Source organism: Micromonospora craterilacus (assembly GCF_003236315.1).
Classification (GTDB): Bacteria; Actinomycetota; Actinomycetes; order Mycobacteriales; family Micromonosporaceae; genus Micromonospora; species Micromonospora craterilacus.
On sequence record NZ_POTY01000071.1, the window covers coordinates 14,305 to 28,269 of the forward strand.

The following is a 13,965-nucleotide window of genomic DNA, read 5'->3' on the forward strand; positions in this document are numbered from 1 at the left end:
TACGTAATGCTCGGGTGGGGCAGATCACTCACGGTGTTGGCAGGTGGGCGGACGAGTGTCGGGAAAGTCCGTTTCCCGAGCCCGGACGGCCGGTCCGGCGGTCACCGCCAGAAGACCGCCACAGCCGCGTTGAGCAGGGTCAATCCCACGATCGCGAGGAAGTGCCCCCGGTTCACCTCGGCCCGCTTCCGGGAGAAGAAGACCATGACGAAGATGAGCAGGGCGAGGACGAGCTTCGTAACAAGCTTCGCCGGTGCCGGCTCGGCGCCGTCGCGCAGCGGCGCGCTCAGTCCGATGCCGGTCACCAGTTGGATCACCGAGCCCCAGAGCATCGCGGGGTTGATCCGGATCTTGCCGGTGAGGTATTGGGCGATCGCGCCACCGAGCAGCAGCGCGAACCCGATCAGGTGGGCGTAGAGGAGGATGAGTCGAAGTGCTTCCACCCGACCCATCCTGCCCTATCAACGACGGTTTGTAGTAGTGGCGGTCGGGGTCAGCCCTTGGTGCCCCCGGCGGTCAGGCCGGAGACCAGGTGCTTCTGGGCGAAGAAGAAGACCAGGCCGGCCGGGAGGGTGACCAGGACGGCGGCGGCCGTCAGGTACTCCCACTGCGGGTTGAACTGCGGCACGAACTGCTGGAGCCCGTAGGCCAGGGTGAACCTGTTGTCGGTCTGGATGAAGGCCGACGCGTACGCCACCTCACCCCAGGCGGTGAGGAAGGTGTAGAAGGCGGTGACCGCCACGGCCGGCTTGGCCAGCGGCAGCACCACCTTCCAGAAGGTGGCGAACGGCCCGCACCCGTCCAACGCCGCCGCCTCGTCCAGCGAGGTCGGGATGGAGTCGAAGTAGCCCTTCAACATCCAGGCGCAGAACGGCACCGCGATGGTCAGGTACGCGATGATCAGCGCGGGCATCGTGTTGATCAGCCCCAGCCGGGCCATGATCGTGTAGATCGGCACGATCAGGATGGCCACCGGGAACATCTGGGTGACCAGGAAGACCATCATCAACGGCCGCCGGCCCGGGAAGTTGAACCGGGACACCGCGTAGCCGGTGGTGGCCGAGAAGAAGATGCCGATGGCCATGGTGAACGCGGCGACGATCACCGAGTTGAGGAACCACCTCGGGAAGTTCGTCCCGGTCAGCACGTAGCTGTAGTTCGCCAGGGTGGTGTCCCGGAACAGGGTCAGCTCGCTGCTCTGGATCGCGTAGCCGGGCTTCAGCGACGAGAGCAGGACCCAGGCGATCGGCCCGATCGCGATCAGCGAGGCCAGGATCAGCGTGCCGTGCAGTAGGAAGGACATGACCGGGCTGCGCCGGCTGCGGCCAGGCCGCTTCACCCGACTCATCACCACACCTCGCCTTGCTTGCGCAGGGCCCGCCGGTAGAACACCGAGAACACCAGCAGGATCGACAGGATCAGTACGCCGTAGGTGGAGGCCAGCGAGTAGTTACGGATGCCCTCGAAGGCCGCCCGGAAGGCACCGGTCACCAGGATCTCGCTCTGGCCCGCCGGCTGTCCCTCGGTCACCAGGAAAATGATCGGGAACATGTTGAAGGTCCAGATGGTGCCGAGCAGGATCACCGTCATGCTCACCGGGCGCAGGCCGGGCAGGGTGATGTTGCGGAACCGCTGCCACGCCGAGGCCCCGTCGATCTCGGCCGCCTCGTACAGCTCGGACGGGATGGTCTGCATGCCGCCGAGCAGCGCCACCATCATGAATGGCACGCCGAGCCAGACGTTGGTGACGATGGCGGTGAACAACGAGGTCCACCGGTCGGCGAACCAGGAGACCGGGTCGATGCCGACGGCGGAGAGCACCGCGTTGGCCAGTCCGAAGCGCTCGTTGAAGATGAACTTCCAGGCGAACGCGCTGACGAACGCCGGCACCGCCCAGGGCAGCACGAGCAGCACCCGGTACAGCCCCCGGAGCCGCATCGGCCGGTTGAGCATGGTGGCCAGGCCGAGGCCGAGGCCGAAGTGGCAGGCCACGCAGACGAACGTCCAGATCAGTGTGACGCCGGTCCACTGCCAGAACTCGCCGACCTCACCGGTGAGCACCCGCAGGTAGTTGTCGAGGCCGACGAACTCCCACTTGTTGGGGTTCTCCTTGCAGACCTCGCTGCCGGTGATCGACTTGGTGCAGATCTCGGCGACCTGGTTGGCCTCGTTGAGATTGGTGAAGGAGAGCCAGATCCCGCGGAACAACGGGTAGAAGATCAGAACTGCCAGGACGATGACGACGGGCAGCACCATCGCCCAGGCGTACCAGTGCTTCTCCCAGCTGCGGCGCAGCCGGGACGGACGAGCGGATCGGCCGGGCGGCGTCGACGGCGGCGCCGGATCGGCTGTCACGGTGGTCATCAGCTGCGCTCCAGAGGGGAGGCCCGGCAGGGCCGCGCGACCGTGGCGGTCACGCGACCCTGCGGGGTGCCGAAAGGTCACCGGCCGGGGCCGGCGCCGACGGTCGGGTCAGAGCCCGTAGCCGGGCACGACCTCGGCCTTGTACTTCCTGGCGACGGTGTCCAGCGCGGCCTTCGGGTCCTTGTTCTGGATCAGGACCTCGGTGGCCATCTGGTCGAGCGGGCCGAAGAACTGACCGGCCTCGGGGATCCACGGCCGACCCACGGCGGCCTCGTTCACCGCCTGGAACGCGGCGACGACGGCGTTGTTCTTGACCGGGTCGAGCTGGTAGGCGGACTTGCGGGTCGGCAGCAGGCCGAGCTTCTCGGAGAGGAAGGCCTGCGACTCGGCGGAGCTCATGTACTTGACGAACGCGACGGCGGCGTCGACCTTCTCCTGCGGCATGCCGGACCAGATCGTGTAGTTGTGGCCGCCGACCGGGCCACCGGCCCGGGCCGAGCCGGCCGGCACCGGGGCGATGCCCAGGTTCTCCAGGCCACCGAAGGTCGGCGCCGACTTGACGTTGTTGACCTCCCACGGGCCGTTGATGATCATGGCGACCTTCTTCTCCTTGAAGAGGGTCATCATGGTGCCGTAGGAGTCGTTGGCGGACGGCTTGGCAGCCGCACCGCTGTCGATCAGGTCCTTGGCGACCTTGAGGCCGGCCGCGTTCTGCTCCGAGTTGATGACGATCTTCTTGGCCCCGGTGTCGACCAGGTCGCCACCCTCGCCGTACATGAAGGGCAGCAGGAAGTAGCCGGCCGGGTTGAGGTACACGCCCTCGGCACCGGTCTTCTCCTTGACGGCCTGCGACACGGTCTTCAGCTCGGCCCAGGTCTTCGGCGGCGCGCTCACGCCGGCCTTGGTCAGCAGCTCCTTGTTGTACATCAGCGCCAGGCTGTCGGTGACCTGCGGGACGCCGTAGGTCTTGCCGTCGTACTTGTTGGAGGCGAGCGGGGTCTCCAGGAAGTCGGACTCGTCGCTCAGCAGCTCGGAGCCGTCCAGCGCGTAGAGGTAGCCCAGCGAGGCGAACTCGGGCACCCAGGCCACCTCGGCCCGCAGGATGTCCGGCGCTCCGGTCTTGGCCTGCGCGGCGGTCTTAAACTTGTTCTGCGCCTCACCGAACGGGACCGACTGATAGTTGATCTTCACGTTCGGGTAGGTCTGGTTGAACTTGGCGATCAGCTCCTGGAAGGCCGGGCCCTCGTTCTGCGGGTCCGAGGTGTCCCACCAGGTCAGTTCGGCGGTGAGGGAGGCGGGGTCGGCCTTGGGCTGCTCCTCGGCCGCCTTGTCCTCGCCGCCGCACGCGGCGACGGAGAGGGCGAGGGTGGCGGAGGCGAGTACGGCGATCCCCCTGGCTGTGCGGCGCATGTTCGCTCCTAGATTGCCTGCCGGGTGTCGGCGGGACAGTAGCAAGAACTTTCGTAGCTCGAAACCCCTTGCGAACATCACTGCAACAACCGTGCCCCATCCGCAACTTCAGCGGCCGACACCTACCGCCATCCAGGCACTTCGTCCGCGAATGACGGGATCAACGGCTCGATAGGCATCACTCTCCGGCGGCCGGACAGACACCCACCGTCCGCGTGGAGACCAGCAGGGGCAAGCCATGCGAGTACGCTCCCGACTCCCGATGCTCGATTCTGCAAGTTCTTGCTGGCTACTGCGCAAGAACTTGTCGGTGAGCTACAGTGCCGCCATGCGCGCTCGCCTCTCCGACATCGCTCAGCAGGCCGACGTCAGCGAGGCCACGGTGTCGCGGGTGCTCAACGACCGCCCCGGCGTGGCACCCGAGACCCGGCAGGCCGTCCTGACCGCCCTCGACGTGCTCGGCTACGAGCGCCCCGCTCGACTCCGCAAGCGCAGCGCCGGGCTGGTCGGTCTGGTGGTGCCGGAGCTGGACAACCCGATCTTCCCCGCCTTCGCCCAGATCATCGAGTCGGCCCTGGCCCCCACCGGGTTCACCCCGGTGCTGTGCACCCAGACCCCCGGCGGCGTACGCGAGGACGAGTACGTCGAGATGCTGCTCGACCGGCAGGTCTCCGGCATCGTCTTCGTCTCCGGACTGCACGCCGACACCGCCGCCGACCACGACCGGTACCGGACGCTGATCGCCCGGCCGCTGCCCATCGTCATGATCAACGGGTACGCGCCGGGCATCCCGGCCCCGTTCGTCTCGTGCGACGACCGGGAGGCGGCCGAGCTGGCCGTGGCCCACCTGGTCGCCCTCGGGCACCGGCGGATCGGCCTGATCACCGGCCCGGACCGGTTCGTGCCGGTGCAGCGCAAGGTCAGCGGATACAAGACGGCGATGCGGCGGCTGGCCGAGGTGGGCGACGACGAGTTGGCGGAGCTGACCGAACTCTCCCTGTTCGGGGTGGAGGGCGGCGAGGCGGCGGCCGGGCGGCTGATCGAGCGCGGCGCCACCGGCATCGTCTGCGGCTCCGACCTGATGGCGCTCGGCGCGATCCGGGCAGCCCGTCAGCGCGGCCTGTCCGTGCCGGCGGATCTCTCGGTGGTCGGCTACGACGACTCCCCGCTGATGGCCTTCACCGACCCACCGCTGACCACCATGCGTCAGCCGGTGACCGCGATGGCGGTGGCCGCGGTCCGGGCCCTGGTCGACGAGATCAACGGGCACGGCGCCCCGCACTCCGAGTACCTCTTCCGGCCCGAGCTGGTGGTCCGCGGCTCGACCGCAGTGGCGCGGCAGGACGGCACGCCAGCCCAGGGCGATTCGAAGGGACGGCGACCGGCGCCGCCGGCGCTCCCCGTCCCGGCTTGACGCCGGCCACCGGCGGAACAGCCGCCAGCCCTTCTTGCGCAAGGATTGCTTGACTCTTGCAGCGCTGGCACGGCATTCTTCTCAGACACCCGCGCGTTCCCACCGTCGCCGACGCCGGGTGCCGCCGTCCCGCGCCACAGAACGGGGTAGACCCGATGACCGTCAGCACTCCCTCGCCGCTGACCTCCGACGCCGACTGGTGGCGATCCGCCGTCGTCTACCAGGTCTACGTCCGCAGTTTCGCCGACTCCAACGGCGACGGCATCGGTGACCTGCAGGGCATCCGCGAACGCCTGCCCTACCTGCGTGACCTCGGCGTGGACGCGCTCTGGCTGACGCCCTTCTACACCTCCCCGATGGTCGACGGCGGCTACGACGTCGCCGACTACCGGGACGTCGACCCGATGTTCGGCACCCTCGGCGACTTCGAGGCGATGATCACCGACGCCCACGCGCTCGGCGTACGGATCATCGTGGACATCGTGCCGAACCACACCTCCAGCCGGCACCCCTGGTTCCAGGCCGCGCTGGCCGCCGCCCCCGGCTCACCCGAGCGGGCGCGCTACCTCTTCGCCGAGGGCAACGGCGAGCACGGCGAGCAGCCCCCGAACGACTGGGAGAGCATCTTCGGCGGTCCGGCCTGGACCCGGGTACCCGACGGCCAGTGGTACCTGCACCTGTTCGACCCGGCCCAGCCCGACCTGAACTGGCGCCACCCCGAGGTGCGCGCCGAGTTCGAGGACGTGCTGCGCTTCTGGCTGGACCGCGGCGTCGACGGGTTCCGCATCGACGTGGCCCACGGCATGATCAAGGCCGAGGGGCTGCCCGACGTCGGCTTCAACTCGATGACCACCGGCCGGCGCCAGTCCGAACTGCTCGGCAAGGGCCGGCTGCCGTACTTCGACCAGGACGAGGTGCACGACATCTACCGTGCCTGGCGGCCCATCCTGGACAGCTACCCGGGCGGCCGGATGGCGGTGGCCGAGGCGTGGGCCGAGACGCCGCAGCGGCTGGCCCGCTACATCGGCCCGGACGAGCTGCACCAGGCGTTCAGCTTCGACTTCCTCGACGCCACCTGGTCGGCCGACTCGTTCCGCAAGGTGATCGACACCGCGCTGGCCGAGTCGACCATCGTCGGCGCCCCGACCACCTGGGTGCTCTCCAACCACGACCGGCAGCGGCACGTCACCCGCTACGGCGACGGCGAGGTCGGGCTGCGCCGGGCCCGCGCCGCCGCGCTGCTGATGCTCGCCCTGCCCGGCTGCGCCTACCTCTACCAGGGTGAGGAACTGGGTCTGCCCGAGGTGCTCGACCTGCCCGACGAGCTGCGCCAGGACCCGGCCTTCCTGCGTACCGGTGAAAGCCGGGACGGCTGCCGGGTGCCCATCCCGTGGAGCGGCGACCTCGCCCCGTACGGCTTCGGACCGGCCGGCAGCGAACTGAGCTGGCTGCCGGCCCCGGCCACCTGGCGTGCCCTCTCGGTGGCCGCCCAGGCCGGCGTACCCGGCTCCACCCTGGAGCTCTACCGCGCGGCGCTGCGGATCCGGCACACCCACCCCGCGCTGGCCGGCACCGACGGCATCACCTGGCTGGAGTCCGACCCCGGGCTGCTCGCCTTCCGCCGCGACACCGGCGGCGCCGTGCTGACCTGCGTGGTGAACACCGGCGACGCGCCGGTCCTGATCGACGGGTACGGTCAGCCGCTCGTCGCCAGCGAGGCGCTCACCGAGCGGGACGGTGGCCACCTGCTCCCGGTCGACGCGGCTGTCTGGTTCGAACGGCGCTGAACGGGTAAACCGTCACCGACCTGGTCGTCCGGCGTGCTGCGCGCCGCCGGGCGGCTGGGGCAGACGACCCCTTGTGGTGGGGGGTGCGATGGTGCCGGTGCCCGGGGTGATCCCCCCGGGCACCGGTGGCCGTCGGGGCGTCAGTCGGCGGTGAGCTGGGTCGCGATCCGGGCGAACCCGGCGCGCAGTTCGGCCTCGTCCGGCGCCGGCAGCGGGCCGGTCCGGCGCTCCCGTTCGGCCGCCTCCAACTCCTCCTCGTCGATGGTGTCCTCGAAATCGCCGTACAGGTCGGCCTGGTCCACCCGGACCGCCTCGTCCTCGGCGGCGAGCTGTGCGGCGGCGATCTCACCGCGGATCTGCTCCACCGAGACCGCCGGCACCAGCGGCTCCACCACCGCCATCAGCTGCTCGTCGGCGACCAGCGCCTCGGCCAGCGCCAACGCGTGCGGGCGCTCGTACGGGCCGCAGACCACCGGCTCCCACTCGTCGGCGTCGCCGAGCGGACCGAAGGTGATGATCCACGGCAGGTCGAGCATCGGCGAGTCGCTCGGCAGGTCCAACGTCACGAGTGCCCCCACGCGCCCATCATCGTCGGTGCCCGGCGAGGCCGGGGCGGGTTCGGCGGAACGGGGCCGATGCTCGGGTCAGCCGTGGCGGGCGGCGTCGAGGGCGGCCCGGACCAGGTCCAGTGCCGCCGCCGGCGGCACGCCGAGCTGGGCCGCGCGTTCGGCGTACCCGGCGGCCAACCGCTGCAACCGGTCCACCGCGTCGTCCCGCCCGGGTGCCACGAACGTGCCGTGCCGTCCCCGGGTCTCCAGCAGCCCGGCCGCCTCCAACTCCCGGTACGCCCGGGCCACCGTGTTCACGGCCAGGTCCAGCTCGGCGGCGAGCCGCCGGACGGTGGGCAGCCGGGTGCCGACCGGCAGCCGGCCGTCACCCACCTGCTCGGCGAGTTGCCCACGCACCTGCTCGTACGGCGGCACCGGCGAATCCGGGTCGACCGAGATCAACATCCCGTCCCTCCGTTCCGACAGTCGCTCAACCGGCCCCGCCGGGGGTGCCCGGACCGGTGTCCACGTCCACGTTCACGTCGGCGGACTGGCGCCGGCCCGCCAGGTCCACCACCCGCCCCCGCCGGCTGGTCGCGGCCAGCGCCGCGCCGAAGAGCAGCAACTGGTTGAGCAGGTAGAGATAGACCAGCAGGCCGACAGCGGTCGCCACCACCGTGTACGCCGGATTGTGCTCGACCCGCACCACCCAGAACCGGCCGACGGTGTTGAGCAGGGTGATGCCGATCGCGACGAGCAGCACCACCGGCCGCAGCCGGGCCCGACTCATCCGCAGCCGGGGCACCGCGACCAGCAACAGCGTGGCGAGCACCGCGTTGACCAGCACGCTGAGCACGGCGCTGACCGTGGTCAGGGTGACCGAGCCGGTGCTGCGCAGCAGGAAGCGCAGCAGCGACTCCAGGGTGTCCACCGCCGCCACCGAGATGCCGAGCAGCACGAAGACCACGAGCAGCACACCGAGGTCGACCAGCCGGCGTACGACCAGGTTGCCCGGGTGCTGGTCCAGGCCGTGGATCATCCGCTGCGAGGACCGGATGGCGTCCACCCAGCCGATCCCGGTCAGGGCCAGGATGACCAGGCCGACCACCCCGACCGTGCCGCTGCTCTCGGCGACCTGCGCCGGGTCGAGGAACGGCAGGTTCTCCCGGAGGAAGTTCGCCGCCGCCGCGCTGACCTCGTCGTTGTCCTCCAGGATCGCGCCGAAGATCGCGTACGCGACCAGGGCGAGGGCGAAGACCGCGAAGAACCCGTAGTAGGCGATCGCGGCGGCCAGCCGGCCACCCTGGCGGTCCGAGTAGAGCACCCCGGCCCGCCACACGTGACCGAAGGCCGGGGAACGGCGACGCGCGGCACCCAGCCGGCGGTCGATGCCCGCCTCGACCCGACCCAGTAGGTTCACGTCGTCATCCTCGCCGATCCCTCGTCACCACGCCCGTTACCGGGCGGGCCGCCGGGCGGGTCAGCCGCCCAGTCGGAATTCCCGGCGCGGCTGCCACCGCGTCTGCCCGCTGTGCGAGAAGAGCGTGAAGCTCTCCACCTCGAACATCGCGGAGAAGTCGGCCAGGTCCTCGTACGCCTTGTCGAGCGCCTCCGGCGCGACGTCCTGGGCCACCGTCACGTGTGGATGGTAGGGAAAGCGCAGCTCCCGGTGCAGCTGGGGGGCGGCGTTGATCGCGGCGGCCAGCAGCTCGCACTCGCTGATCCCGGCGGCCACCGCGACGAAGACCACCTGGGTCACCGGCCGGAACGTGCCGGTGCCCCGCAGGTGCAGGGTGAACGGCAGGTGCGCGGCGGCGACCCGGGTGAGGTGCCGCTCCACCAGGGACAGCGCGGCCACCGGAATCTCGGTCGGCCCGAGCAGGGTGACGTGGGCCGGCACCGTGTTCGGGTCACCGGCCGCCAGCCGGCGTCGGGTCAGCGCGCTGCCCCACGGCTCGGGGATGTCCACCGCGATGCCGATCTGGACGGTGTCGCCGGTCGCCGGCGCCCCGTTCCCGTGATCCACGCTCCGCGCCACTCCTTCGACCACCGACTCCTGCCCCACCGTCCGCGCTCGCGAGACGGTTACTCGCCGCGCACCGGCGGGAAGAAGCCCACCCGCTCGTACGCGGCGCGCAGCGTCGGCGCCGCCACCGCGCGTGCCTTCTCCGCGCCGGCGGCGAGGAGCTTGTCCAGCTGAGCCGGGTCGTCGAGGTACGAGCGGGTGCGCTCCTGGATCGGCGCGACGAACTCCCGGACCACCTCGGCGAGATCCTTCTTCAGGTCGCCGTAGCCCTTGCCGTCGTACGCGGCGACCAGGTCGTCGATGCCGCGCCCGCTCAGTGCGGAGTAGATGGTGAGCAGGTTGGTGATGCCGGGCTTGGTCTCCGCGTCGAAGACGATCTCCCGGCCGGTGTCGGTGACCGCCGAACGGATCTTCTTGGCCGAACGCGCCGGATCCTCCAGCAGGTCGACGATGCCGGCCGGCGACGAGGACGACTTGGACATCTTGGCCGTCGGGTCCTGCAGGTCGGTGATCTTCGCGGTGTCCTTGACGATGTGCGGGGCGGGCACGGTGAAGGTCGGCCCGAACAGCGAGTTGAACCGCTGGGCCAGGTCGCGGGAAAGTTCCAGGTGCTGGCGCTGGTCCTCGCCGACCGGCACCGCGTTGGCCTGGTAGAGCAGGATGTCGGCGGCCTGCAGGATCGGGTAGGTGAACAGCCCCACGCTGGCGCGCTCGTTGCCCTGCTTCTGCGACTTGTCCTTGAACTGGGTCATCCGGCTGGCCTCGCCGAACCCGGTGATGCAGCCCAGCACCCAGGCCAGCTGAGCGTGCTCGGGCACCTGCGACTGCACGAACAGGGTGCAGCGCTCCGGGTCCAGCCCGACCGCGAGCAGTTGCGCCGCGGCCACCCGGGACCGCTGGTGCAGCACCTTCGGGTCGTGCCCGGCGGTGATGGCGTGCAGGTCGACCACGCAGTAGAAGGCGTCGTGCGACTGCTGCAACGCCACCCAGTGCCGTACCGCGCCGAGGTAGTTGCCGAGGTGGAACGAGTCGGCCGTCGGCTGGATGCCGGAGAAGACGCGCGGGCGGGCGGGTACGTCGGACATGCCGGCAATTCTGTCAGCAACACCCGGCGTACGTCATGACGGGCTGGCAGGTCGCGCCGGGTCGACGGCGGCGGTGGCGGCACGCCGCTGGTCGGGCAGTCGGGCGGCGGTGACCGCGAGCCGGGCCACCCGCCGCCCCTCCAGGGTCAGCACCCGCAGCAGCCAACCAGCACCCGGTGCCCCGGACGGCTCGGCGGGAACCGGGACCTCGTCGCCCGGCGCGGGCAACCGTCCCAGCGCGGCCATCACGAACCCACCCACCGTCTCGTACGGGCCGCCGGGCAGCGACACCCCGGTGCGCTCGGCGAAATCGGCGAGGTTGAGCCGGCCGTCCACCACCGACGGAAGCCCGACGAGCGCCGGCCCGGGTCCGTCCGCGTACTCGTCGTGGATCTCCCCGACCAGCTCCTCGATCAGGTCCTCGCAGGTGACGATCCCGGCGGTGCCGCCGTACTCGTCGACCACCACCGCCAGGTGGTGCCCCTCCCGCCGCATCTCGGTCAGCGCGGCGAGCACCCGCTTGCTGGCCGGCAGGCGCTTCACCTCGCGGCTCAGCTGACCGACCGTGGTGTCCGGATCGCGGTCCGGGCCCAGCAGCACGTCGCGCAGGTGCACCACGCCGACCACGTCGTCGTGGGTGCCGTCGACCACCGGGTAGCGGGTGTGCGTGCCGGCCCGGACCAGTGGTTCCGCCTCGGCGATGGTCAGCCCGGCGGAGAGGAAGACCACCTCGGTGCGGGGCATCATCACCTCGCGGACCAGGCTGGCCCCGGCCACCAGCACCTCGTCGATGATGCGGCGGCCGACGGGGTCCAGCACCGTGTTCGCGGCGACCAGGTCGCGCAGCTCCGCCTCGCTGATCCGCTCCCGGCCGGCGGCCGGGCCCGCGCCGAGCAGATCGGTGACGAGCCGCAGGGCGCCGTCGGCCGCCCGGACCACCACCCGGGCGACGGCACGGGACACCGGCCCCGGCTGACGGCGAGGCCCTTGCGCCCCTCGCCGCCTGGGTCCGCGCCGCCGCGCTGCCCGCATGACAGTGATGGTAGTCAGCGGCGCGCGCCCCGCCCGTGTTCGACTCTGTTCATAAATGAGTGTTCGTGGTGGAATGGTCGGGTCGTCGGCAAGCGCAGGCACAGCCGGCCACCGTAGGGTGATCACCACGAGGCCACGACCTGACGGGCCAGGCAGGAGGAGACCGACGTGAAACTGCTCGTCACCGGCGGCGCCGGCTTCATCGGCAGCGTGGTGACCCGGATGCTGCTCGACGCCGGTCACGAGGTGGTCGTCCTGGACGACCTGCGGACCGGCCACCGGGAGGCGCTCGCCCCCGACGCCACCCACGTCGAGGCCGGCATCCACGACGCGGCCCGGGTACTCACCCCGCAAGCCGGCTTCGACGGCGTGCTGCACTTCGCCGCGCTGATCGCCGCCGGCGAGTCGATGGTCGCCCCGGAGCGGTACTGGCACAACAACACCGTCGGCTCGCTGGCGCTGATCGACGCGGTCCGCGCAGCCGGCGTACCGCGCCTGGTCTTCTCCTCCACCGCCGCCGTCTACGGCAACCCGACCGAGCTGCCCATCCCGGAGACCGCCGTCAAGGCCCCGACCAACACGTACGGGGCCACCAAGCTCGCCGTCGACATGGCCCTCACCTCCGAGGCGATCGGGCACAGTCTGGCCGCCGTCTCGCTGCGCTACTTCAACGTCGCCGGGGCGTACCTCGCCGGCGACGTCGCGCTCGGCGAACGGCACGATCCGGAGACCCACCTCATCCCGATCGCGCTCGAGGTGGCCGCCGAGCGACGGGAGAAGCTGCAACTCTTCGGCGACGACTACCCCACCGCCGACGGCACCTGCGTCCGCGACTACATCCACGTCGCCGACCTGGCCCGCGCCCACCTGCTCGCGCTCGACGCGGCCACCGCCGGGCAGCACCGCATCTACAACCTCGGCAACGGCAACGGCTTCACCAACCGGCAGGTGGTCGAGGTGGTCCGCGAGGTCACCGGCCACCCGGTGCCGGTCGAGGTGGCGCCCCGCCGCGAAGGCGATCCTGCCGAACTGGTCGCCTCCTCCGCGCTGGCCCGCGCCGAACTGGGCTGGGAGCCGCGCAAGCCGACCCTGCACGACATGGTCGCCGACGCCTGGGCCTTCTACCGCACGCACGTGCTGGACCGGCGGTGACCGACCCGCACCGCGAAGTCGCCGGCCGGGCCGCCGCCGGCTTCCAGACGGTGTACGGTGAGCCGCCTGCCGGCCGCTGGGCGGCTCCCGGCCGGGTCAACCTGATCGGCGAGCACACCGACTACAACGACGGGTTCGTGCTGCCGTTCGCGCTGCCGCAGCGCACCGTCGCCGCCGCCGCGCCCCAGTCGGGCGACCGCTGGACCGTCTGGTCCGAACTGACCGGCGAGACGGTCGCCTTCGGGGCCGACGAGGTGGCCGCCCCCGGCCGGGTCACCGGCTGGGCCGCGTACGTGGCCGGGGTGGTGTGGGCGCTGCGCGAGGCGGGCCACGCGGTGCCCGGGGCCCAGCTGGCCATCGCCTCCGACGTGCCGCTCGGCGCCGGGCTGTCCTCCTCCGCCGCGCTGGAGGCCGCCGTACTCACCGCGCTGGTCGACCTCGGCGGGCTGGACCTGCCCACCGAGCACCAGCCCCGGCTGGCCCAGCGCGCCGAGAACCACTACGTCGGCGCGCCGACCGGAATCATGGACCAGTCGGCGGCGATCCGCTGCCGGGCCGGGCACGCCCTCTTCCTCGACTGCCGCACCGAGCGAGTCGAGCACATCCCGTTCGACCTGGACCCCGCTGGCCTCGTCGTGCTGGTGATCGACAGCCGCGCCCCGCACCGGCACGTCGACGGGGAGTACGCGGCCCGCCGCGCCTCCTGCGAGAAGGCCGCGGCCCTGCTCGGCGTACCCGCGCTGCGCGACGTGCCGGCCGCCGACCTCGACGACGCGCTGGCCCGACTGCCCGACGACGACATCCGCCGCCGGGTGCGGCACGTGGTCACCGAGAACCAGCGGGTGCTGGACACCGTCGAGCTGCTGCGCGCCGGACAGGCCGGCCAGATCGGGCCGCTGCTCACCGCCTCGCACGCCTCCATGCGCGACGACTTCGCCATCACCGTGCCGGAGGTGGACACCGCCGTCGATGCCGCGCTCGCCGCCGGTGCGCTCGGCGCCCGGATGACCGGCGGCGGCTTCGGTGGCTGCGTACTGGCCCTGGTGCAGGCCGACCAGGCCGACCGGGTGGCCACCGCCGTCATGGCCGCGTACGCCGAACGCCGCTTCACCGCCCCCGGCCTCAGCACCGCCACGCCGGCCCCCGG

Annotated in this window: 14 protein-coding genes; 4 read left to right on the top strand and 10 right to left on the bottom strand. The window is 71.3% G+C overall.

The window, feature by feature from the left end; all coding sequences use genetic code 11:
• Window positions 1–101: 101 nt before the first annotated feature.
• The 4 genes from C1I95_RS13600 to C1I95_RS13615 all read right to left on the bottom strand — a co-directional run bounded on the left by C1I95_RS13600 (window position 102) and on the right by C1I95_RS13615 (window position 3,774).
• On the bottom strand, window positions 102–443 hold the full coding sequence (locus tag C1I95_RS13600) for a hypothetical protein (protein ID WP_111214196.1): 342 nt from the start codon (window positions 441–443) through the stop codon (window positions 102–104).
• A 50-nt stretch (window positions 444–493) separates the two neighbouring features.
• A complete protein-coding gene (locus tag C1I95_RS13605) occupies window positions 494–1,348 on the bottom strand; it encodes a sugar ABC transporter permease (RefSeq protein ID WP_111214197.1) in 855 nt (284 codons plus the stop codon).
• Window positions 1,348–2,364, bottom strand: a complete 1,017-nt coding sequence (locus tag C1I95_RS13610; protein ID WP_111214185.1) for a carbohydrate ABC transporter permease — start codon at window positions 2,362–2,364, stop codon at window positions 1,348–1,350. The genes C1I95_RS13605 and C1I95_RS13610 overlap by 1 nt, the downstream gene beginning before the upstream one ends.
• 108 nt (window positions 2,365–2,472) lie before the next feature.
• Window positions 2,473–3,774 (bottom strand): extracellular solute-binding protein, encoded by a 1,302-nt coding sequence (locus C1I95_RS13615; protein ID WP_111214186.1) that lies wholly within the window; start codon window positions 3,772–3,774, stop codon window positions 2,473–2,475.
• Window positions 3,775–4,102: 328 nt separating this feature from the next.
• On the opposite strand from C1I95_RS13615, the gene C1I95_RS13620 reads away from it, so the two are divergent.
• Window positions 4,103–5,188: a LacI family DNA-binding transcriptional regulator gene (locus C1I95_RS13620; RefSeq protein ID WP_199523736.1), complete on the top strand. Its 1,086-nt coding sequence runs from the start codon at window positions 4,103–4,105 to the stop codon at window positions 5,186–5,188.
• Window positions 5,189–5,343: 155 nt separating this feature from the next.
• Window positions 5,344–6,975 (top strand): glycoside hydrolase family 13 protein, encoded by a 1,632-nt coding sequence (locus C1I95_RS13625; RefSeq protein WP_111214187.1) that lies wholly within the window; start codon window positions 5,344–5,346, stop codon window positions 6,973–6,975.
• A 140-nt stretch (window positions 6,976–7,115) separates the two neighbouring features.
• Here C1I95_RS13625 and C1I95_RS13630 read toward each other — a convergent pair whose 3' ends face one another.
• The 6 genes from C1I95_RS13630 to C1I95_RS13655 all read right to left on the bottom strand — a co-directional run bounded on the left by C1I95_RS13630 (window position 7,116) and on the right by C1I95_RS13655 (window position 11,666).
• The gene (locus C1I95_RS13630) at window positions 7,116–7,553 is read right to left on the bottom strand and encodes a hypothetical protein (protein ID WP_111214188.1); all 438 of its coding nucleotides are present in this window, start codon (window positions 7,551–7,553) and stop codon (window positions 7,116–7,118) included.
• Between the two features lie 66 nt (window positions 7,554–7,619).
• On the bottom strand, window positions 7,620–7,988 hold the full coding sequence (locus C1I95_RS13635) for a GntR family transcriptional regulator (RefSeq protein WP_111214189.1): 369 nt from the start codon (window positions 7,986–7,988) through the stop codon (window positions 7,620–7,622).
• A 25-nt stretch (window positions 7,989–8,013) separates the two neighbouring features.
• Window positions 8,014–8,943, bottom strand: coding sequence for a YihY/virulence factor BrkB family protein (locus tag C1I95_RS13640; RefSeq protein ID WP_111214190.1), 930 nt, complete (start codon window positions 8,941–8,943; stop codon window positions 8,014–8,016).
• Between the two features lie 60 nt (window positions 8,944–9,003).
• On the bottom strand, window positions 9,004–9,588 hold the full coding sequence (locus C1I95_RS13645; RefSeq protein WP_199523737.1) for a 2'-5' RNA ligase family protein: 585 nt from the start codon (window positions 9,586–9,588) through the stop codon (window positions 9,004–9,006).
• Between the two features lie 20 nt (window positions 9,589–9,608).
• Window positions 9,609–10,634 (bottom strand): tryptophan--tRNA ligase, encoded by a 1,026-nt coding sequence (trpS, locus tag C1I95_RS13650; RefSeq protein ID WP_111214191.1) that lies wholly within the window; start codon window positions 10,632–10,634, stop codon window positions 9,609–9,611.
• Between the two features lie 33 nt (window positions 10,635–10,667).
• Window positions 10,668–11,666 (bottom strand): hemolysin family protein, encoded by a 999-nt coding sequence (locus C1I95_RS13655; RefSeq protein ID WP_111214192.1) that lies wholly within the window; start codon window positions 11,664–11,666, stop codon window positions 10,668–10,670.
• 168 nt (window positions 11,667–11,834) lie between these two features.
• Here C1I95_RS13655 and galE point away from each other — a divergent pair, with 168 nt between their 5' ends.
• Both galE and galK read left to right on the top strand, forming a co-directional pair.
• The gene (gene galE, locus C1I95_RS13660) at window positions 11,835–12,818 is read left to right on the top strand and encodes a UDP-glucose 4-epimerase GalE (protein WP_111214193.1); all 984 of its coding nucleotides are present in this window, start codon (window positions 11,835–11,837) and stop codon (window positions 12,816–12,818) included.
• Window positions 12,815–13,965 (top strand): galactokinase (gene galK / locus C1I95_RS13665; RefSeq protein ID WP_111214194.1); only part of this gene is annotated, 1,151 nt, incomplete at its 3' end. The genes galE and galK, both read left to right, overlap by 4 nt.